Origin of the sequence: Nonomuraea sp. NPDC049655, assembly GCF_044465465.1 — a bacterium.
Taxonomy (GTDB): domain Bacteria; phylum Actinomycetota; class Actinomycetes; order Streptosporangiales; family Streptosporangiaceae; genus Nonomuraea.
Map to the genome: position 1 here is coordinate 147,990 of NZ_JBITLS010000003.1, position 20,663 is coordinate 168,652.

Below are 20,663 nucleotides of genomic sequence, written 5' to 3' on the forward strand. Positions count from 1 at the left end.
CTCCGCACCGGGGGACGAGTGCTGACCGGCCCTAGGGCAGGCGCTTACCTCCCGCCCTGGACGCCACCGCGACGTGCGGCCGCCCGGTGATCGGATGCGGCCCCACATGCGCCAGGACGCCGAAGACCTCCTCGATGAAGGCCGGGGTCAGCACCTCCAGGGGCGGCCCCTGCCCGGCGACCCGGCCCTCGCGCAGCACGACGATCCGGTCGGCGTAGGCGGCGGCCTGGTCCAGGTCGTGCAGGGCGGCCAGCAGCGTCAGGCCGAGCGAGCGGATCAGGTCCAGCAGCAGCAGCTGGGACCCGACGTCCAGGTGGTTGCCCGGCTCGTCCAGGATCAGCAGCGGCGCCTCCTGGGCCAGCGCGCGGGCCAGCAGCACGCGCTGCCGCTCGCCGCCGGACAGCGTGGTCATCAGCCGGTCGGCCGCCCAGTCCATGCCGACCCGTTCCAGGGCCGTGGCGACCACCGCCCGGTCGCCCGCGCTCTCCCTGTCCAGCGCCCGCTTGTGGCTGTGCCGTCCGGCCGCGACGACCTCGGCCACGGAGAACCCCTCTCCGGCCGGGTTGTGCTGCGGCAGGACCGCCCGCCGCCGCGCGGCGTGCCGGGGCCGCATCCGCCACAGGTCGTCGCCGTCCAGCCGGACGACGCCGCCCGACGGGCGCAGCGACCGGTAGACCGTGCGCAGCAGCGTGGACTTGCCGCTGCCGTTCGGCCCGACCAGCGCCACGAACTCGCCGGGCCCGGCGCTCAGCGTGACGTCGGTGACGATGGGCCGCGCGTCGATGCTCGCGCTGACGCCCGCGAGGTCAAGCCGCATCGCCGCCGCCTCCCGCCCGCCGCCTGCGCAGCAGCCACAGGAAGAACGGCACGCCGAGCCCCGTGGTGAAGATGCCCACCGGCAGCTCGTTCGGCCGGTCGGCGATCCGCGCCGCCAGGTCGACCAGCACCAGGAACACCGCGCCGGCCAGCAGCGAGACCGGCAGCACCCGGCGGTGGTCGGCCCCGACCACGAACCGGACCATGTGCGGGACCATCAGCCCGATGAACCCGATGCCGCCGACCACGCTGACCACCGTCGCCGTCAGCAGCGACCCGGCCGCCAGCAGCCCGATCCGCAGCGCCGCGACCGGCACGCCGATCGCGACCGCGGACTCCTCGCCGGCCAGCAGCGCGTTGAGCGCCCGCGCCTGCGAGGACAGCCAGGCCACGCAGCACACGACGAGCAGCGCGGGCACGCCCAGATCCGCCCACGACGCCCCGGCGACGCTGCCCATCAGCCAGAACATCATGCCCTGCAGCTCGGTCGGGTTGAGCTGGAGCTGCACGAACGTGGTGGCCGCCGAGCACAGGTAGCCGACGGCCACGCCGGTCAGCACCAGCCACGAGTCCAGCAGCCTGCCGGAACGCTGGGACAGGACGTACACCACCAGCGCCGACAGCAGCGCGGCGGCGAAGGCGGCCCCCGTGACGCCGAGCGCGCCGGTCAGCCCGGCCAGCGCGCCGCCCCCGAGCGCGGGCACCAGCACGGCGCCCAGCGACGCCGCCGACGACACACCCAGCACGTACGGGTCGGCGAGCGGGTTGCGGACCAGCGCCTGCAACGCGACCCCCGCCACCGACAACGCGGCCCCGGCCAGCGCGGCCAGCAGCGCCCGGGGCGTGCGGATCTCCCACACGACCTGCGCGAGCAGCGGATCGGCCTGCTCGCCCCGCCCGGTCAGGTACGCCCACACCACCCCCCACACCTGGTCCGGCGGCAGGTTCACCGACCCGGCGGAGATGCCGATCACCAGGGCCACCACCAGCGCGGCCCCGAGCCCGGCCAGCAGCAACCCGGTCGCCCGCCCGGACACCGCGTGCGGCCGCCGCGGCGGGACGGGGACGGCGCGGCGCGGCGGCGCGGTCAGCGTGTCAGCCACCGGGATGCACCACCTTGGAGATCTTCTCCACGGCCCAGGCGTTCAGCGGCCCGAGATAGACGCCGTCGGAGACGACCGTGTAGCTCCTGGACCTGGCCGCGGCCCAGTGGGGGTAGGCGGCGAACAGCTTCGCCGCCGCCTCCTCGCCCTTCTCCTCGGGCGTGAACAGCCCGACGACCAGCACGTCCACCTCGGCGGTGGCGAGCTGCTCGCGGTTGAGGGTGCGCGTCATGTCGGCGGTCTGGCCGGCGAAGGCGTTGACCCCGCCGGCCGCCCTGATGACGTCGTCGTAGATGCCGCCGGTCATCACGGCGGGCAGGCCGTTGGCGTTCATCATGGCCATGCCGGGATAGGCGATCAGCACCTTCCTGGGCGGCAGCGCCGCGACGCGGGCCCGTACCGACTCCACCCGCGCCCGCAGCCGCCCGATCAGGTCGAACGCCTCGCGCTGCACGTCGAACACCCGCCCGAGCAGGCTGAGGAACTCCAGCGAGGAGTTGATCGACTGGTTGCGGTAGGCGCGCTTCTCCTGCTCGGTGGCCTCCGGCTTGCCCATCGCGCAGTTGACCGGGTTGACCAGCGAGGTGATGCCGGCCGCGGCGAGCTGCTCGCGGGTGGCGAAGCCGCGGGCGGGGTCGAACCCGCCGGACCAGGTGGAGACCACCAGGTCCGGCTTGAGCTTGAGCACCTGCTCGGCGGGCACGTCGAAGTTCTTGTTCATGGTCAGCCCGCCGGTCGGCAGCGCCTTGATGCGGGCCGTCATGGAGGGGTCGTCGGACACGCCGTAGCTCTGGGCGTTGGCCAGGATGCTGCGCTCCAGCCCGAGCAGCAGGAAGCTCTCCACCTCGCCGACGCTGGTGCCGTTCAGGATCAGGACGCGCTGCGGCGGGCGGCGGAAGGTGACCCGCGTGCCGCAGTTGTCGAAGGCGAGGGGGTAGACGGTCCGGCCGGCGGAGGCGGCCGCAGTGGCCGCCTCTGTGGCCGCCTCTGTGGCCGCCTCGGTGCCGGTCGCCGCGGGCGTGCCGCAGGCGGTGGCCAGCAGCACGAGCGCGACCGCCGAGGCCCGGCGGGTACGGGAAGGTCTCATGGGTGATGTCCTCTGAGTCGAGTCCGGAGGCGCGCACGCCGGACCGGCCCCACGGCGGGGGCGGGCACGGCGGCGAGCCGGGATTGTCGTCGGAGGAACCGCGGCGGACGGGCGCGCGAAGGACCGCGGGCGCGCCTAGGCGGGCAGGCCCACGACCGTCGGACGGACCGGCCATCGCGGCTCCGGTCCATTCGCGGGCGGCCCCCGCAGCACCAGCACGTGCCGCAGGAACAGCCGCACGCGCGCCGTGACGTCGTCGCGCCCGCCCATCGGTGTGCGCGCCGGCGCGGCCCACCCGGCCACGACGAGGAACAGCACCAGCAGCGGGCGCAGCACCCACCCGGCCAGCTCGCGGACCAGGGCGCACAGCCCCGACTCCACCCAGCGCAGCCAGACCGACGTCAGCAGCACGCTCGCCGCGTGCACGAGCAGCATCCCGAACCCCGGGGCGCCCGTGTCGTGCGCGTGGAGCACGCTCGCGGGGGCGGCGACGGGTGCGGGATGGTCGCAGCTCAGGGAGAGCAGCAGGTGCAGGACGACCTGCGAGGCGCCCGTGGCGGGCACGATGGCGGGCAGCGTGCGCTCACGCCCGGTCAGCGCCAGGGCCGGCGCGAGGACCAGCAGGAACCCCGCCAGCAGCGCCCCGGGGTCGAAGCAGCCGCCGCCCGCCAGGTGGGCGAGCGCGGCCAGCGCGGCGCACGTGCCGGCGAAGCTCGCCGCACGCAGCCACCGCACCAACGACCATGGACCCATCGTGGCCAGATCCTCCCACACGCCCGGCTCGCCCGCTCCGCACGGGTGCGCGGGGTGGGCGTCGGGCTGGGGGAGGGGGGAGTCGGGTGGGCGCGCGGCCTGGGGACGGGGTGCTCATCGGTGGGGTGGGCGCGGGCTGGGGGCGGGGTGCTCATCGGTGGGGTGTGCGGCGTGGCCGGGGCGGCGTACGCTCCGGTTGTGACCCTCCGGTTGACTGCTCCGCCGCCTGACGACCGCTCGACGACGAGGGCTCCGTGAGGAGCCGCACATGACCGGCCTCGGCCCGCGCGCGGTCCTCGTCCCCGACCTGGGCGAAGACCTGGCCCGCGCGGTGGGCGAGCTGGAGAGGCTGCTGCTGGTGCTGCGCGCCGCCGAGTCCGTGGGCTCGCCGCTGCCCGGCCCGCTGGCCGGCGGGATCGCGCTGACCGCGCTGCGCCGGCTCTGGCGCGCGATCGGCCCCACGCAGGGCAGGCGCGCCGCCGCCGCCCGCCTCGCCGGTCGCCTGTACGCCCCAGGCGGCCAGGTCGAGCACGTGCCGCTGCGCCTGGTCGACGTCGATCCGCTCGACGTGGCCACCCTGTCGGCCGCCGCGGTGGCGCTCGGCCTCGGCGCGGTCGGCAGGGGCGTGGTCCGCCAGGCCCTCGACGCCGTGTGCACCGGCCTGCCCGCCACCGAGCTGGTGTCGTCCGCCGCCCGGTTCACCGGGCTGCTCGACCTGGCCGACACCGCCGACTCCATCGTCCTGCGCGAACGGCTGGCCGCCGCCGGGCCGGGCGCCGACGTCGTCCTGACGCCGGAGGCCGAGCGCGCCTACCAGGCCACCGCCGGCCGCCTCAACACCATGTGGCCCGCCACCGGCACCGCCGCCTCCCCGTGAACCGCGCGGTTCACGGGGTGTGGGGAGCGGCGGCGGCGCGGTCGTGGGTGAAGGGCCGGGGGAGGCGCAGGCGGGCGCGCAGCGGCAGGCCCGACGGGATGAACGCCTCGGCCTGGAGCGCCGCGACGCCGATCCTCGGCAGGTCGCGGGCGTTCGGGTAGACGACGAAGCGCGGCTCCCAGATCGGCCGGAACTTGGCGTTGAACCGGTACAGCGACTCGATCTGGAACCAGTGCGACAGGAAGACCAGCACCGACCGCCAGGCCCGCAGCACCGGCCCCGCGCCGAGCCGGTCGCCGCGGGCCAGCGTCGAGCGGAACATCGCGAAGTTGAGCGACACCTGCGTGATCCCCAGCGATGGCGCGGCCTGCAGCGTCTCGGCGATCAGCAGCTCGTTCAGGCCCGGGTCGGCGTCGCGGTCGCGGCGCATCAGGTCCAGCGAGACGCCCCGGGCGCCCCACGGCACGAAGTGCAGCACGGCCTTGAGGTCGCCGTCCCGGCAGGCGGTGGCCACCAGGCACTCGGCGTCGGCGGGGTCGCCGAACCGGCCGAGCGCCATCGAGTAGCCGCGCTCGGTCTGGGTGCCGCGCCACAGCCCGGCGGCCCGGCGGATGCGCTCCTTCTCCTCCTCGGGCACGTCACGGGCGCGGCGCACCCGGCAGACGTACCCGGCGCGGCGGGTGCGATTGACCATCTGCCGCACGTTGCGCATCGCACGGCCCTCCAGCGTGAAGCCGTCGACCTCGACGATCGCCTCGTCGCCGATCTCCAGCGCGGACAGCCCCGCCACCTTCGTCCAGACCTCGCCGCCCGTCTCGCCGCAGCCGATGACGGCGGGCACCCAGGCGTGCCGCCGCGCCTCGGCCATGAAAGCGGCGATCGCGGCCGGCCACGCCTCGCGGTCGCCGATCGGGTCGCCGCTGGCCAGCATCACGCCGGAGACGACCCGGTAGGCCACGGCCGCCTTGCCCGACGGCGAGAAGATCACGCTCTTGTCCCGGCGCAGCGCGAAGTAGCCGAGTGAGTCGCGCTCGCCGTGGACGTCCAGCAGGGCGCGCAGACGGCGTTCGTCGTCGGCGGTCAGCTCGGCGGCCGGCCGTTCCGGACGCAGCGCCAGGTAGAGCGTCGTCACGGCGGTCAGCGCGCCCAGCGCGACGAGGGAGAAGTAGACCAGGTCGGAGACGCGTTCCACGGTGAACGTGACCGGCCCCTCGATGCCCGCCAGCCCCAGCGCCACGTGCTCCAGCCGCTCGGCCACGCCCGGACGGCCCACCAGCGCGCCCGGCCGGACGCTCACGATCAGGTAGCCGAGCGCCAGGTCGATCACGCCGAGCACGAGCAGGTTCCACAACGCCCGCCAGCGCGAGCGCGGGTCGGGCAGCGCCGTGAACTCCCGCCGGCCGGCCACCAGCACGGCCAGCAGCACGACGCTGATCGCGGCGGTCACCGGCCGCAGGTGCAGCACGCCCATGACGGCGCTCACCGGCAGCAGCACCACCACCGCCCGCCAGGCCCGCACCTTCCCCCGGCGCAGCGCGTGCGCGATCATCACCAGCATGATGCCGACCACCAGCGACGTCGCCCGCGCCACGGTCGTCACCGTCCCGGGCAGCAGATCCGACCACTGGCCCATCCGCGTGTGCTCCAGCCGCGGCGCCACGGCCTTGGCGATGTCCAGCAGGCCGATGACCAGCGACGCGTAACCCGCCAGCGCGGGGATCCAAGGACGCTTCACAAATACCGATTGAAGCTCCTGCCGGTTAATCTCGCCGTTAACCACGCGCTTACGCCGGCCGGGATATTCCTGCTGTTCATGGGACTGACCTCGATCGCGCTGCTGGTGACCACCGCGGTGCTCGCGGTGGCCGGGCTCGCGGCCACCGTCTGGGTGTGGCCGCGGCTGGCCGGGCGGGGCCTGCCACCGGTGCTGGGCCGGGCCGGCCTGCTGGCGGGCTGCCAGGCGCTCACCGTGGCGGCGCTCGCGCTGCTGGTCAACTACTACTTCGGCTTCTACTCCTCCTGGGCCGACCTGCTCGGCGCCGACACCGGCGCCGCCCAGATCACCGTCGCGGGGGCCGCGGCCGGGCTGCGGGTGCTGGACAGCCGGGCGGTACCGGGCGGGCGGATCGAGGAGGTCGTCCTGCCGGGCGCGACCACGCGCCTGAGCGAGGAGGCGTACGTGTTCCTGCCCTCGGCCTACTTCAAGGACCCGCGGCGCAGGTTCCCCGCGATCCTCGCCCTGACCGGCTACCCCGGCGACCCGCGCAACCTCATGACCCGCCTCGACCTGCCCGGACGGCTGGCCCACGCCATCGCCCTGCACCAGGTCGAGCCGGCCGTCCTGGTCATGATGCGGCCGAGCGTGGTGCTGCCGCGCGACACCGAGTGCGTGGACGTGCCGGGCGGCCCGCAGGCGCTGACGTACTTCGCCACCGACGTCCGGCAGGCCGTGACCGCGCACTACCGGGCGGCGGCCGGCCGCGACTCCTGGGGCGTGCTCGGCGGCTCGACCGGCGGCTACTGCGCGCTGAAGCTGGCGATGAGCCGCCCTGACGCGTTCTCCGCCGCCGTCTCCCTGTCGGGCTACTACAAGACGATCGTGGACGGCACCACCGGCGACCTGTTCCACGGCGACAAGGCGCTCGCCGACCGCAACGACCTGATGTGGCGCCTGGCCCGGCTGCCCGCGCCGCCCGTGGCCGTGCTCGTCACGAGCAGCAGGAAGGGCGAGGCCGACTACCTGCCGACCGAGCGCTTCCTGAACGCCGTCAAAGCGCCCATGCGGGCCTCGTCGCTGATCCTGCCCAGCGGCGGCCACAACTTCAACACCTGGAACCGGGAGCTGCCGCAGGCGCTGCCGTGGCTGGTCCAGCAGCTCGCGGTGCCCGCCGCGGCCCCCTGATCGAGGCGCCGGATCGGGGCGGGGTGGTTCGTCCGCGCGCCCACGGGGGAGTAGATCTCTCCGTGACCGACCTGTACGCCACCGCCGCAGACCTCGACCTCGCTCCGGCCGGGTTCGTCCGGGCCATCGAGGAGCTGCCGCTGGTCGACCACCACGTCCACGGCGTGGTGCCGCGCGACCTGTCGCGCACCGCGTTCGAGGAGCTGATCACCGAGTCCGACCGGCCGGTGCCGGAGTGGATGACGCAGTTCGACTCCCAGACGGGGTACGCCATCCTGCGCCACTGCGCGCCCGTCCTCGGCCTGGAACCGCACTGCACGCCGGAGGAGTACCTGGCCAGGAGGGCCCGGCTGGGCGCCGGCGAGGTGAACCGGCTGCTGCTGGGCGCCACGAACGTGGCCCACTACCTGGTCGAGACCGGCTACCGGGGCGACGAGCTCGTGGGCCCGTCCGGCATGGCCGAGCTCACCGGCGCGCCCGCCGACGAGGTGGTGCGGCTGGAGACGGTGGCCGAGCAGGTCGCGGCCGGCGGCTGCGACGCGTCCTCCTTCGCCGACGCGTTCGCGCGGGAGCTGTGGGAGCGCACCGGCGGCGCGCGCGGGCTCAAGAGCGTCGCCGCCTACCGCCACGGCCTCGACCTCGACCCCGAGCCGCCGAGCCGGGCCGAGGTCACCGAGGCGGCCGGGCGCTGGCTCGGGTCCGGCGGCGGTAAGCTGACGGAGCCGGTGCTGCTGCGGCACGTGATCTGGGCCGGGATCGAGCGAGGGTTGCCGATCCAGTTCCACACCGGCCTCGGCGATCCCGACCTCGACCTGCGCCGGGCCGATCCGCTGCTGCTGCGCGGCCTCGTCGAGCGCGCGGAGCCGACCGGGGTGCCGTTGGTGCTGCTGCACTGCTACCCCTTCCAGCGGCACGCGGGGTTCCTCGCGCAGGCCTATCCCAACGTCTACTTCGACGTGGGGCTCGGCGTGACCTACACCGGGGCCCGCAGCGTGGCGCTGGTGGCCGAGAGCCTGGAGCTGGCGCCGTTCGCCAAGATCATGTTCTCGTCCGACGGATGGGGACCGGCCGAGCTGCACCACCTCGGCGCGGTGTTGTGGCGGCGGGCGATGGCGCGGGTGCTCGGCCGGCTCGTGCTGGACGGCGAGTGGTCGGCCGGGCAGGCGATGCGGGTGGCGGCGATGGTCGGGGCGGACAACGCGCGACGCGTCTACGGACTGGGAACACGGGAGGAGAGCACGGGGTGAACGACTTCGGGGGCCGTACGATCAACAGGCCCGTCGACGGAGCCGTCATCGGGACCGGCGGCGTGGAGAGCGCCGCCTACGCGGCGCTGCGGGAGGGCCTGCTGCGGGAGCTGCCCGCGGCGCAGGCGCTGCGCCGCGAGCTGCACGCGGAGCCCTGCCTGTCCGGCCAGGAGGGCCCGACGCGGGACCGGCTGCTCGACGCGCTGCCCGCCGGGGAGGTCGAGCACGTCGCCGGCACGGGCGCGGTCCTGCGCATCGGCGGTCCCGGCCCGGCGGTCGGCGTACGCGGCGAGCTCGACGCCCTGCCGCTGACCGAGCGCACCGGCGTCGAGTGGGCCGCCCCCGAGGGCGCGATGCACGCCTGCGGCCACGACGTGCACATGGCGGCCGTGGTCGCCCTGGCCAGGACCCTCGACCGGCTCGGCGCCGACCCGCCCCTGCTGGTCGTGCTGCAACCGCGCGAGGAGGGCTTCCCCTCCGGCGCCTCCGACGTCGTGGGGTCGGGCGCGCTGCACCGCCACAAGGTCGGCGCCATGATCGGCGCGCACGTGCAGCCCCTGCTGGCGGAGGGCACGGTCGCCTCCGTGCCGGGGGCGGTCAACGCCTCCTCCGACGAGTTCAGGGTGGTCGTCAGGGGAGCGGAGGGCCACGCCGCCTACCCCCACCTCACCAGGGACCCGGTGGTGGCCATGGCGCAGGTCATCGTCACCGCCCAGCAGGTCGTCAGCCGGGTCGCCGACCCGATGACGCCCACCGTGGTCACCTTCGGCACGGTCAACGCCGGCACCGCGCCCAACGCCGTCCCGGGCGAGGCCGTGGCCAGGGGGACCCTCCGGGCGATGTCCGAGAACTGGCGCCAGGAGCTGCACGAACGTTTCACCCAGGTGGTCGAGGACGTCGCCAGGGCGTGCGGCTGCGTGGCCGAGGTGACGATCCTGCCGGGCGAGCCGGTGCTGGTCAACGACACCGGGCTGGCCGTGCGCGCCGGCGGGCTGCTGCGCGGCCACGGCTGGACCGTGGACGGCGGGCTGCGCTCGTGCGGGGCCGACGACTTCTCCCACTACGCCTCGGTGGCGCCGTCGCTCATGATGTTCGTCGGCGTGGACACCGCCGCCGGCCTGCACACCCCCGAGTTCCTGCCCGGCGACGCGGCCGTGGGCGCGGTGGCCGAGAGCCTGCTGGCCGGCTACCTCGCGGCCGCCTCCGCGCTGCCCGGCCCGGCCGGCGCGAACGGGCTCCTGTTCTCCAGGAACGCCTGAGACCGGGCCCTGCCGGCGCCATTCCTCCAACAACCACGGCAGGGAAGTCCAAGCACCCCAGACGGGGCATCGCTGACGGAACCACCATCAACCCCTACTGTCGGAAGGGATGGATCTCGAAACCTTCGCCCCCGGTTCGGGCCGTCTCGAACCCCGCGCGGCACTCCGCTCCGACGCCCCCGCCCTCGACCTCGGCGGCCTGTGGCGCTTCCGCCTCTCACCCGTGGCCGACGCGCCCGACGACTTCGCCCGGCCCGGCTTCGACGACTCCGCCTGGGACGAGCTGCGGGTGCCGGCCCATTGGCCCCTGCACGGCCACGGCGCCCCCGCCTACACCAACGTCTCCTATCCCTTCCCCGTGGACCCGCCGCACGTCCCGGACGAGAACCCGACCGGCGACTACCGGCGCGCCTTCGACCTGCCGGACGGCTGGCGCGGCGGCAGGCTTCGCTTCGACGGCGTCGACTCCTTCGCCAGGGTCTGGCTGAACGGCCACGAGCTGGGCTTCTCCACCGGCAGCAGGCTGCCCGTCGAGTTCGACGCCGGGCCGTGGCTGCGTCCGGGACGCAACGTGCTGGCCGTGCGCGTGCACCAGTGGTCGGCCGCCAGCTACCTAGAGGACCAGGACATGTGGTGGCTGCCCGGCATCTTCCGGGACGTCACCCTCACCCGGTCGGCCGCCGACGTGTTCGTGCACGCCGCCCACGACGGCCGGCTGTCCTTCGAGGCCGCCGAGGGCCTGCTGAGCATCCCCGAGCTCGGCGTGCGCGACCTGGCGCCCGGCGTCGAGATCACCGTCGAGGCCGAGCCGTGGACCGCCGAGACGCCCCGCCTGTACGAGGCCGTCCTCACCACCCCGCACGAGACCGCACGGCTGCGCGTCGGCTTCCGCACCGTCTCCGTCGAGGACGGCGTGCTCCTGGCCAACGGCCGCCCGCTGCTGCTCAAGGGCGTCAACCGGCACGAGTTCCATCCGGACCACGGCCGCGCGGTCCCGTACGAGACCATGCGCGAGGACGTGCTGCTCATGAAGCGGCACAACGTCAACGCCGTCAGGACCAGCCACTACCCGCCGCACCCCGCCTTCCTGGACCTGTGCGACGAGCTGGGCCTGTGGGTCGTCGACGAATGCGACCTGGAGACGCACGGCTTCGGCCAGGTCGGCTGGCGGGGCAACCCCACCGACGACCCGCGCTGGGCCGACGCCCTGCTCGACCGTATGCGCCGCATGGTCGAACGGGACAAGAACCACCCCAGCGTCATCATGTGGTCGCTCGGCAACGAGGCGGGCGTCGGCCGCAACCTCGCCGTCATGGCCGGCTGGACGCGCGAGCGCGACCCGTCCAGGCCGCTGCACTACGAGGGTGACTGGTCGTGCGCCCACACCGACGTCTACTCGCGCATGTACGCCACCCACGCCGAGGTCGAGGCCATCGGCCGCGGCGAGGAGGACCCGCTCGACGACCCCGCCCTGGACGCGCGGCGGCGCGCGATGCCGTTCCTGCAGTGCGAGTACGCCCACGCCATGGGCAACGGGCCCGGCGGCCTGGCCGAGTACCAGGAGTTGTTCGAACGGTTCCCGAGGCTGGCCGGCGGGTTCGTGTGGGAGTGGATCGACCACGGCCTGACCGATCCCCGCCACGAGTACGCCTACGGCGGCGACTACGGCGAATCCGTCCATGACGGAAATTTCGTCATCGACGGCCTGGTGTTCCCCGACCGCACGCCCTCGCCCGGCCTGCTGGACCTGAAGAAGGTCTTCGAGCCGGTGCGGTTCGAGTTCGGCGAGGGCGTCGTGCGGGTGGTCAACCGGCACGACTTCCGCGACCTGGCCCACCTCGCCTTCGAGGCCGTCGTCGAGGACGACGGGCTCGAAGGCGCGCGGTTCCCGCTGGCGGTGCCGCCGTCCGGCGGCGAGGTGCAGCTGCCCGCCCTGCCTCCGCCGCCGGACGGCGCCGGGGAACGTTGGCTCACCGTCCGCGCCACCCTGACCGGCGACCAGCCGTGGGCCGCCGCGGGCCACGAGCTCGCCTGGTCCCAGACCCGCCTGCCGAGCCCCGCCCTTCCCGCCGCCGCCGGTGCGGGAGTCCGGCCGCAGACGTCCGGCGGGCGGCTGAGGCTGGGCGGCGGCGAGTTCGACCCGCGCACCGGCCGCCTGCTGCGCCTGTTCGGCCTCGACGTCGAAGGCCCGCGGCTCGACCTGTACCGCGCGCCCACCGACAACGACCGCTACGGCGGGCTGGACCGGAAGTGGCGGCAGCTCGGGCTGCATCGCCTCACCCACCGCGTGGCCGGGATCGAGACGGGCGACGGCATCACCGTCCGCACCAGGGTCGCCCCCGCCGCCACCGACCTCGGCATGCGCGTCACCTGGACGTGGACCGCCACGTCCGGCTCACTGAACCTGTCCGTGGACGTCGAGCCGGAGGGCGAGTGGCCCGCGCCGATCCCGCGGCTGGGCCTGCACCTGCTGCTGCCCGGCGAGCTCGGCCACGTCACCTGGTTCGGCCGGGGGCCGGGGGAGGCGTACCCGGACACCGGGATGGCCGCCCGCGTCGGCCGCTGGCACGCCGCGATCGACGACCTCCAGACGCCGTACGTCCGCCCCCAGGAGAACGGGCACCGGGCCGACGTGCGGTGGGCCGAGTTCGGCGGGACGGGGCCGGGCGGGTTCAGGGTCCACGGCGACCCGATGTTCGGCCTGACCGCCCGCCGGTGGAGCACCGCCGAGCTGACGGCCGCCCGGCACCGCCCCGACCTGGTGCCCGGCGACCACGTCCACCTCCACCTGGACCTCGCCCACCAGGGCATCGGCACCGCCACCTGCGGCCCCGGCGCCCTGCCCCGCTACGACCTGCGCCCGGCCCGCGCGACGCTCCGCCTCCGGTTCACCCCGGCCTGACGTGCGTGGAAGGAGGCCGGGACGCCGGTACCCGGACGCGATCCGCCGCCCGCCCTCCTCCGGGGTCAGCAGGTACACGCGGGCGGTGAACGTCCGGTGCGCGCAGGGTGCCGGGCGCGGCCAGGACCGTGCCCCGCCGCACCTGCTCGCGGCGCACCCCGCGCAGCAGGACGGCGGCGTTGTCCCCCGCCTCGCCCCGCTCCATCGTCCTGCCGAACGTCTCCACGCCCGTCACGACCGCCGTGAACCCGTCGCCGAACCCGACCACCTCTGCCGTGTCGCCCACCCGTACGGTGCCGCGCTCGATGGCGCCGGTGACGACCGTGCCGCGGCCGGTGACCGTGAGCACGTTCTCGGCGGGCATGAGGAACGGCGCGTCCACGTACCGGACCGGGACGGGGATGTGCTCGTCCACGGCCCGCAGCAGCGCGTCCACGGACGCCGTCCAGACCGGGTCGCCCTCCAGAGCCCGCAGCCCGGACACCCGCACCATCGGGACGTCGCGGTAGCCGTGCCAGGCCAGCAGCTCGGCGAGCTCCAGCTTCACCAGGTCCGTCAGCTCCGGGTCGGCGCCGTCGGCCTTGTTGACGGCGACGACCAGGTGCTCGACCCCGACCCGGCGGGCCGGCAGCACGTGCTCCCTGGTCTGCGGCATGATGCCGTCGTGCGCGGACACGACGAGGATCGCGCCGTCGAGCTGCGCCGCCCCCGTGATCATGTTCTTCACGCCCGAACACGCCCGGCATGGCGGGCGTCGCGCGGCGGACGTGCGGAAACACGCTGACCATGGTGGGCCGCTCAGCGACCGGACGCAACGCGTCATTCCCGCCACCCGGAGACCTCGGCCGGCGGGGCCGGCCACGTCACCGCGGATGGTCATATGGGGGTGACGCGGCCGGTACGGCGGGCCATGATGGCCGAGAGATCACCGGCCGGGCGAAGGAGTCGATGGGACGCGATGACCGATCACGACGAGGTGAGCCGACGTATCGCCCTCGCTCAGGAAGGCGGCGGCGAGGAACTCGACCTGAGTGACCTGGACCTCACGGAGCTCCCCGCCGCCGTGCACGGCTTCAAGGAGCTCAGAACGCTCGACCTGTCGAGCAATCGGCTCTCGTCGTTGCCCGAGGAGATCGGCGATCTCACCGGACTCAGGTCGCTGAACCTGGACGAGAACGAGCTGACGACGCTGCCCGCGTCGATCGGACGCCTGACCGCACTGGAACGCCTCGACGCGGACGGCAACCGGCTGTCGGCGCTGCCCCCGGAGATCGGCCGGCTGACCGCTCTCGTCATCCTGTACGCGCAGCGCAATCGGCTCACCGCGTTGCCGCCCGAGATCTCCGGCTGCACCGCTCTCAGCGAGTTGTTCCTTCAGGGCAACCGGATCAGCGCGTTGCCGAAGGAGATCGGAGATCTCACCGCACTCACCATCCTGAGTCTGGAGGGCAACCGGCTCGACGGGTTGCCCGCGGAGATCGGCCGGCTCACGGCTCTCGTCGAGCTGGACCTGTCGGGCAACAGCGTCTCGATTCTGCCGAAGGAGCTCGCCGACCTCACCGGCCTGGCCGTGCTGAACCTGTCGGCGAACGGCCTGCTCACACTGCCCGAAGCGGTGGCCGATCTCAGGGGGCTGCGCACGCTGTACGTGGCGAGCAACCTGCTCAAGACGTTCCCCGAGACCATCGGCGGTCTGCGGAATCTCGACACCCTGAACCTGTACGACAACGCGCTGACGGCGTTGCCGGACGCGATCGCCCGGTGCACCGCCCTGCGGCATCTGGACGTGGACGGCAACCGGCTGCGCTCGTTGCCGGCGGCGATCGGGCGGCTGAAGGAGCTCACCACTCTCTACGCGCAACGCAATCAGCTCAGCACGCTGCCGAGGGAGATCGGCGGGCTCACCACACTCACCGAGCTTTCGCTGTCGGACAACGAGCTCACGGCGTTACCCGTGGAGATCGGCGGTCTCGGCAATCTAGCCAGATTGCAGCTGTCGGGAAATCGGCTCAGCGCCTTGCCGAGGGAGATCGGCGACCTCGCCGCTCTCACCGTCCTGAACGTGGCGGGAAACCAGCTTGTCGCGCTGCCCGAGTCGATCGGCGGCCTGCGGAATCTCGCCGAGCTGAACGTGTCGCTCAACGAGCTGAGCACGTTGCCCGAGTCGATCCGCGGCCTGACGGCTCTCACCGAGCTGAACGTGTCGACCAACCGCCTGTCCGTCCTGCCCGACACGGTGGCCGGGCTGCGGGACCTCGCCGAGCTGAACGTGTCGGCCAACCAGCTGTCGACGCTGCCGGAGTCGATCGGCGGCCTCACGGCTCTCACGGCGCTCAACCTGGACGAGAACCGGCTGACGGCGCTGCCGGAGTCGATCGGCCGGCTGAGTCTCCTGCAACGCCTGGACGCCGACGGCAACCAGCTGACGGGGCTGCCGGAGTCGATCGGCCGGCTGAAAGCGCTCATCACCCTGTACGCGCAGCGCAACCAGCTCACCGTGCTGCCGGACGCGATCGGCGAGCTCACCGCTCTGACCGATCTGTACCTGTCGGGCAACCAGCTCCGGGCGCTGCCCCGGACGGTGGGCGGCCTCACCGCGCTGTCCGGGCTCGACCTGTCGAACAACAAGTTCAGCTCGTTGCCGGACGTGGTCGGCGGCCTCTCGGGCCTGGTCACGCTGGACCTGTCGGGCAACGCGTTCACGGCCTGCCCGGAGGTGGTGGGCGACCTCACCCGGCTCACCGAGCTGAACATGTCGCTCAACGAGCTGAGCACGTTGCCCGAGACGATCCGCGGCCTCACGGCCCTCGTCAACCTGAACCTGTCGGGCAACCTGTTCACCGAACTGCCGGAGTCGATCGGCGATCTCACGGCTCTCACGGCGCTGAACCTGGACGAGAACCAGCTGACGGCGCTGCCCGAGTCGATCGGCCGGCTCGTTCTCCTGGACCGCCTGGACGCCGACGGCAACGACCTGTCGACGCTGCCGGCGTCGATCGGCCGGCTCCAGGCGCTCAACACGCTGTATCTGCAGAACAACGCGTTCACGACGTTTCCCGAGGAGATCACGAAGCTCACCGCGCTCACCACACTCGCTCTGGCGGAGAACGAGCTTTCGACGCTGCCGGCCGCGATCGGCGGCCTCAAGGCGCTCACCATCCTGCAACTGCGGGAGAACCAGCTCACGGCCTTACCGGAGGAGATCGGCGAACTCGGCGGCCTCGCGCGGCTGGACCTGGTGGGCAACCGGCTGTCGACGTTGCCCGCGGCTTTCGGGCGGCTCGCCGGCGTCGCGCATCTGTTGCTGTCGAGCAACCGGTTCACGGAACTGCCGGAGGCGATCGCCGGACTCGCCAGGCTTGAGGAACTCCTCCTCGACGACAACGAGCTCTCCGTCATCCCGGATTTCGTCCTCCAGCTGAAAAGCCTTTCCGTCCTTTCCGTACGCGGAAACCGGATCATCAGCCCGCCGCCCGCCATCGTGGCCGGCGGCACCGTGTCCATTCTCACGTTCCTGCGCGCACGCCGCGACGGAGCGTCCGAGCAATGGGTGTCCAAACTGCTGATCGTCGGCGAGGGCGGCGTGGGCAAGACGTCGCTGCTGAAGGCGCTGGCCGGAATGCCGCACGACCACGCCGAACCCTCGACGCACGGCCTGAGAATCGAACGGCTGAACATCCCGCATCCCAGCCGCGCCGACGTCGACATGCACTTGAGCGTGTGGGACTTCGGCGGTCAGGAGATCTACCACGCCACCCACCAGTTCTTCCTCACCGACCGGTCCCTTTTCCTGCTCGCGTGGAATTCGCGGCTCGGATGGGAACAGGGGAGACTCCAGTACTGGCTGGACATCATCACCGCGCGCGCTCCCGAATCGCCGATCCTGCTGATCGCGACCCACGCCGACCAGGGCGACCGCCCGGTCGACCTCCCCCTGGACGAACTACGCGCCCAATATCCCCGAATCGTCGCCGGTCTGTCCATCGACAGCGAGACGCGCCAGGGCATCGAGGCGCTGCGGGGCGAACTGCGCGAGCAGGCCGCGAACCTGCCGCTGATGGGCTCGGAATGGCCCACCACCTGGCAGGCGGCGGCCGAGGAACTGCGGGCGATGGAGGACAAGCACATCACCCCGGAACGCATGTGGGCGGTGATGGACCGCGCCGGGGTCGGCGACCCGATCCAGCAGCAGTACGTGGCCGTCATGCTGCACCAGCTCGGCGACATCCTGTACTACCACGACGACCCCAATCTCTCGCAGTCGGTCATCCTGCGCCCAGAATGGGTGAACGCCTACATCAGCAAGGTTCTCGACAGCGATGAGGTCGCGGCGCGGAACGGCGTTCTCACGCGGGAACATCTGAGCTTTCTCTGGTCCGATCTCGACCGCGGACTACGCCATCATTTCCTCGACATGATGGACAAGTACGACCTCTCTTATCAGATGGAGGGGAACGATGGTACGGATCTGAGCCTGGTGGTCGAACGCCTCGGCTGGAACCCGCCGCCGTACCAGCATCTGTGGGACGGCGGCGAATCCGGGGCGTCGAAGGAGATCCGCGTCCTGTACGAGCTCAATTCCATGCCGCCGGGAATCCCGACCTGGTTCATCGCCCGGTCGCACCGGTTCACCACCCACCACCACTGGCGTACGGGCGCGCTGCTGAGGCATCCCGACGGCCGGCACGTCGCGCTCGTCCGGGCCGACCGGCACCGCAACCTGGTCGAACTGGCGGTACGAGGCCCGCTTCCCACCGCGTTCTTCTCCCTTCTCGACGACGGCCTGAACAGAACGCTCGAACGTTTCCCAGGACTGAGCATCAAACGGCTCATCCCCTGCCCGTGCGGAACCGGGACGGACGTCGCCTGCGCGGAGCGATTCGATTACGAGGATCTGCACAGACGCCTCCTCCTCAATCCGCCGCGCGAACAGATCGAATGCCGGAAATCGCTGGAACTGCTGAACGTGACAAGCCTGCTGCTGGGGCTGGCCCCGCCCGAACGGTCCGTGAGCCGCGAGGACATCGAACGCATCACGGAGCTCGTCATGGCCCAGGGGGAGAAGATCGACGGGCAGACGGAGTTCATGCAGCGCATGTTCGTCAGGACGCAGCGCATCGCGCAGGCGTACCGGGAGATCCTCTGCCCGAGCGTCTTCACCCTGGTGGAACTCAAGCGAAAGGCGCTCACCGGAGCCGCGTACGAACTGCGGCTCTACTGCGAGGAGCCCGGCGCCTGGCACCGCCTGCCGGGGAACGACGGCTGCTACAAGCTCGACGAGCCGCCCGAGTGGCTCGTCACCATCGCGCCGTACCTGAAGCATCTGCTCAACGTGCTGAAGCACGCCGCGCCGTTCGCGGGGCCGATTCTCGGGATGAGCGTGGACCACCTGAGCCAGCAGACCAAAGCGGAGGCCGACGCGATGAAGGAGCTGATCGCCCAGATCCCGGACCTCGCGATCGAGCGCAGGGAGCTGTCCGAGGCCGGGGGACCGGAGGCGCACGCCACCTTGGAGGCCGACTTCCGCGCGCTCGAGGCGCTGCTGGTCAAGTACGACCCGAAGCGGGCCTGGGGAGGTCTCTCGCGTACGACGACCCCCGAGGGGCTGACGCTCTATCTCTGCGCCGAGCACAGCCGCGCCTACCGCGGCTCGGTGAAGGTGGACCTCGACGAACAGCAGATCATGGGCGACAACCCGTAGGAGACCCGTGAACGGCGGGCATGGACGTCGTCATCGCCGGGCTCTCGGTGCTCCTGGCGGCGTCAACGCAGGCGCGATCCTCGCCCTCGCGCTCCACGGCGTGAGCCACCTCGCCGGCCCCGGCCTGTCGGCCGAGCTCGGCCGCAGGGCACCGGCCGGGGTCCCGCGACCCCGGCCGGGCCGCCCTCCAGGACGGGCGCCCTACAGCGGGATCCACTCCGTGGCGGTCGTGACCTCCTCCAGGATGGACGGGATCGGCTCGACGCCGAGCCCCGGCCCCGTCGGCACCTCCAGATGGCCGTCCACCAGCTCGAACGGCTCGGTCACGTCGGTCGCGAAGTAGCGGCGCGACCCCGAGGTGTCGCCCGGCAGCGTGAACCCGGGCAGCGCCGCGAGCGCCACATTGGCGGCCCGGCCCAGACCGGTCTCCAGCATGCCGCCGCACCACACCGCGATGCCGTTGGCCCGGCACAGGTCGTGGATGCGCCGCGCCTCCAGGTAGCCGCCGATGCGGCCCGGCTTGATGTTGATGATCGAGCACGAGCCGAGCGCGATGGCGGCCGCCGCGTGCTCGGCCGACTCGATGGACTCGTCCAGGCAGATCGGGGTGCGCAACTGGCGGGCCAGCCGGGCGTGCTGGACGAGGTCGTCGTTGGCCAGCGGCTGCTCGATCAGCAGCAGGTCGAACGCGTCGAGCCGGGCCAGCCGGCGGGCGTCGGCCAGCGAGTACGCCGCGTTCGCGTCCACCTGGAGCAGCAGGTCGTCGCCGAAGCGCTCGCGCACCGCGCGCACCGGCTCGACGTCCCAGCCGGGCTCGATCTTCAGCTTGATGCGGACGTACCCCTCCTCGACGTAGCCCGCCACGGCGTCGAGGAGCTGCGGGATCGAGTCCATGATGCCCACCGACACCCCGCAGGGCACCCGGTCGCGGGCCGCGCCCAGGAAATGGCCGAACGACTCGCCGGAGGCCCGCAGCTGCGCGTCCAGCACGGCGGTCTCCAGCGCGGCCTTGGCCATGCGGTGGCCCTTGATCGGTTCGAGCGCGCGGCCGACGCCGTACGCGTCCAGGGTCGCCGGCAGGGAGGGCAGCAGGAACCGGCGGATCACCTCGGCGGCGCCGTCGACGTACTCGCTGGAGTAGAGCGGCTCGGACATGGCCACGCACTCGCCCCACCCTTCGGCGTCGGGGGTCACCACCCTGACCAGCAGGACGTCCCGGGCGGTCTCGGTGCCGAACGACGTGCGGAACGGCGCCACCAACGGCATCGCGATCCGGCGCAGCTCTACTCCTGTGATCTTCACACTCTCTCCAACTCGGTCGGCGCGCAGGTGCTCCCTGGCGACCGTACGACATGGGGTGACATCAGGGGTTCGTGCCAGGCGACCAAAGGCCGGCGGTTCTTCGTCGCCGAGGCCCATAGCCAGGACGGCCTCAGACGACGAGGCCGGGGGTGCGGGCGATCCGGATCCGGCACGGCGTGTCCTGGCTGAGCCGCACCGCCTCCAGCGGCACCGTCACCTCCGGCGTGCGGTACCGGCCGCCGGAGAACGCCGCCGCCACGCGGGCCCGTACCGACTCGGCCGGCATCTGCCCGTCGATGGAGCCGGCGCCGTCGCGCCCGATCTCCGCCACGCACGCGCCCGGCTGCGTGGCCAGCGCCAGACCGGCCACCGTCGCCCCGGCCAGGGCGGACACGTCGCGCCTGGTCCAGCCGTAGTGCCACATGCCGGCCGCCACCACGGGCGCGGCCGGGCAGGCGGGCTCGGTGATCACCACGTCGAGCCCCTGGAGCAGCGCGGCGGCGATCTGTTCGGCGCCCCTGAGCGCCCCGGACCCGATCCGCAGGCCGGGCAGCTCGGGCAGCGGGCCGCCGAGCGTGTAGATCAGCTTGATGCCGGTGGTGAAGGGGCCCGGACCGCTGTCGTGCCAGCCACAGGCCACGACGCCGACCGACGGGGCGGCGCCCAGCGTGCCGATCCGCAGCATAAGGAAATGACTACCCTCTGCGGCCCCCG

14 protein-coding genes are annotated in these 20,663 nt (G+C 72.9%); 6 read left to right on the top strand and 8 right to left on the bottom strand.

The genetic code is table 11. The annotated features are described in order from the left end of the window. Window positions 1-31 precede the first annotated feature (31 nt). From ACIBQ6_RS10365 to ACIBQ6_RS10380, 4 genes are all read right to left on the bottom strand, one after another. Window positions 32-817, bottom strand: coding sequence for an ABC transporter ATP-binding protein (locus ACIBQ6_RS10365; RefSeq protein ID WP_357976647.1), 786 nt, complete (start codon window positions 815-817; stop codon window positions 32-34). Beyond that, entirely contained in the window at window positions 807-1,919 is a 1,113-nt protein-coding gene (locus tag ACIBQ6_RS10370) for a FecCD family ABC transporter permease (RefSeq protein ID WP_397211126.1), read from the bottom strand. Before ACIBQ6_RS10370 ends, ACIBQ6_RS10365 begins: the two co-directional genes overlap by 11 nt. Beyond that, window positions 1,912-3,006 (bottom strand): ABC transporter substrate-binding protein, encoded by a 1,095-nt coding sequence (locus ACIBQ6_RS10375; RefSeq protein WP_397211128.1) that lies wholly within the window; start codon window positions 3,004-3,006, stop codon window positions 1,912-1,914. The genes ACIBQ6_RS10370 and ACIBQ6_RS10375 overlap by 8 nt, the downstream gene beginning before the upstream one ends. Before the next feature lie 135 nt (window positions 3,007-3,141). Next, a complete protein-coding gene (locus ACIBQ6_RS10380; protein WP_397211130.1) occupies window positions 3,142-3,759 on the bottom strand; it encodes a hypothetical protein in 618 nt (205 codons plus the stop codon). Window positions 3,760-4,027: 268 nt separating this feature from the next. Here ACIBQ6_RS10380 and ACIBQ6_RS10385 point away from each other — a divergent pair, with 268 nt between their 5' ends. After that, a complete protein-coding gene (locus ACIBQ6_RS10385) occupies window positions 4,028-4,636 on the top strand; it encodes a hypothetical protein (protein ID WP_387669403.1) in 609 nt (202 codons plus the stop codon). A gap of 10 nt (window positions 4,637-4,646) precedes the next feature. Here the strand turns inward: ACIBQ6_RS10385 and ACIBQ6_RS10390 are convergent, their stop codons facing one another. Beyond that, a complete protein-coding gene (locus tag ACIBQ6_RS10390; RefSeq protein WP_397211132.1) occupies window positions 4,647-6,371 on the bottom strand; it encodes a phosphatidylglycerol lysyltransferase domain-containing protein in 1,725 nt (574 codons plus the stop codon). Window positions 6,372-6,449: 78 nt separating this feature from the next. On the opposite strand from ACIBQ6_RS10390, the gene ACIBQ6_RS10395 reads away from it, so the two are divergent. The 4 genes from ACIBQ6_RS10395 to ACIBQ6_RS10410 all read left to right on the top strand — a co-directional run bounded on the left by ACIBQ6_RS10395 (window position 6,450) and on the right by ACIBQ6_RS10410 (window position 12,946). After that, the gene (locus ACIBQ6_RS10395) at window positions 6,450-7,538 is read left to right on the top strand and encodes an alpha/beta hydrolase-fold protein (protein ID WP_358286332.1); all 1,089 of its coding nucleotides are present in this window, start codon (window positions 6,450-6,452) and stop codon (window positions 7,536-7,538) included. Window positions 7,539-7,600: 62 nt separating this feature from the next. Beyond that, on the top strand, window positions 7,601-8,785 hold the full coding sequence (locus ACIBQ6_RS10400; RefSeq protein WP_358286334.1) for an amidohydrolase family protein: 1,185 nt from the start codon (window positions 7,601-7,603) through the stop codon (window positions 8,783-8,785). Next, window positions 8,782-10,044 (top strand): M20 family metallopeptidase, encoded by a 1,263-nt coding sequence (locus ACIBQ6_RS10405; RefSeq protein ID WP_397211135.1) that lies wholly within the window; start codon window positions 8,782-8,784, stop codon window positions 10,042-10,044. The genes ACIBQ6_RS10400 and ACIBQ6_RS10405 overlap by 4 nt, the downstream gene beginning before the upstream one ends. Before the next feature lie 109 nt (window positions 10,045-10,153). Further along, window positions 10,154-12,946, top strand: coding sequence for a glycoside hydrolase family 2 TIM barrel-domain containing protein (locus tag ACIBQ6_RS10410; protein ID WP_397211137.1), 2,793 nt, complete (start codon window positions 10,154-10,156; stop codon window positions 12,944-12,946). On the opposite strand, the gene ACIBQ6_RS10415 is transcribed toward ACIBQ6_RS10410, so the two are convergent. Continuing rightward, a complete protein-coding gene (locus tag ACIBQ6_RS10415) occupies window positions 12,933-13,664 on the bottom strand; it encodes a GTP-binding protein (RefSeq protein WP_397212162.1) in 732 nt (243 codons plus the stop codon). The two genes, ACIBQ6_RS10410 and ACIBQ6_RS10415, sit on opposite strands and share 14 nt — an antisense overlap. A gap of 240 nt (window positions 13,665-13,904) precedes the next feature. Here ACIBQ6_RS10415 and ACIBQ6_RS10420 point away from each other — a divergent pair, with 240 nt between their 5' ends. Beyond that, the gene (locus ACIBQ6_RS10420) at window positions 13,905-18,647 is read left to right on the top strand and encodes a COR domain-containing protein (protein ID WP_397211139.1); all 4,743 of its coding nucleotides are present in this window, start codon (window positions 13,905-13,907) and stop codon (window positions 18,645-18,647) included. Between the two features lie 201 nt (window positions 18,648-18,848). Here the strand turns inward: ACIBQ6_RS10420 and menC are convergent, their stop codons facing one another. Together menC and ACIBQ6_RS10430 are read right to left on the bottom strand one after the other, a co-directional pair. Further along, a complete protein-coding gene (gene menC / locus ACIBQ6_RS10425) occupies window positions 18,849-19,949 on the bottom strand; it encodes an o-succinylbenzoate synthase (RefSeq protein WP_397211141.1) in 1,101 nt (366 codons plus the stop codon). A gap of 130 nt (window positions 19,950-20,079) precedes the next feature. Further along, window positions 20,080-20,634: an acyclic terpene utilization AtuA family protein gene (locus ACIBQ6_RS10430; protein WP_397211143.1), complete on the bottom strand. Its 555-nt coding sequence runs from the start codon at window positions 20,632-20,634 to the stop codon at window positions 20,080-20,082. Window positions 20,635-20,663 lie beyond the last annotated feature (29 nt).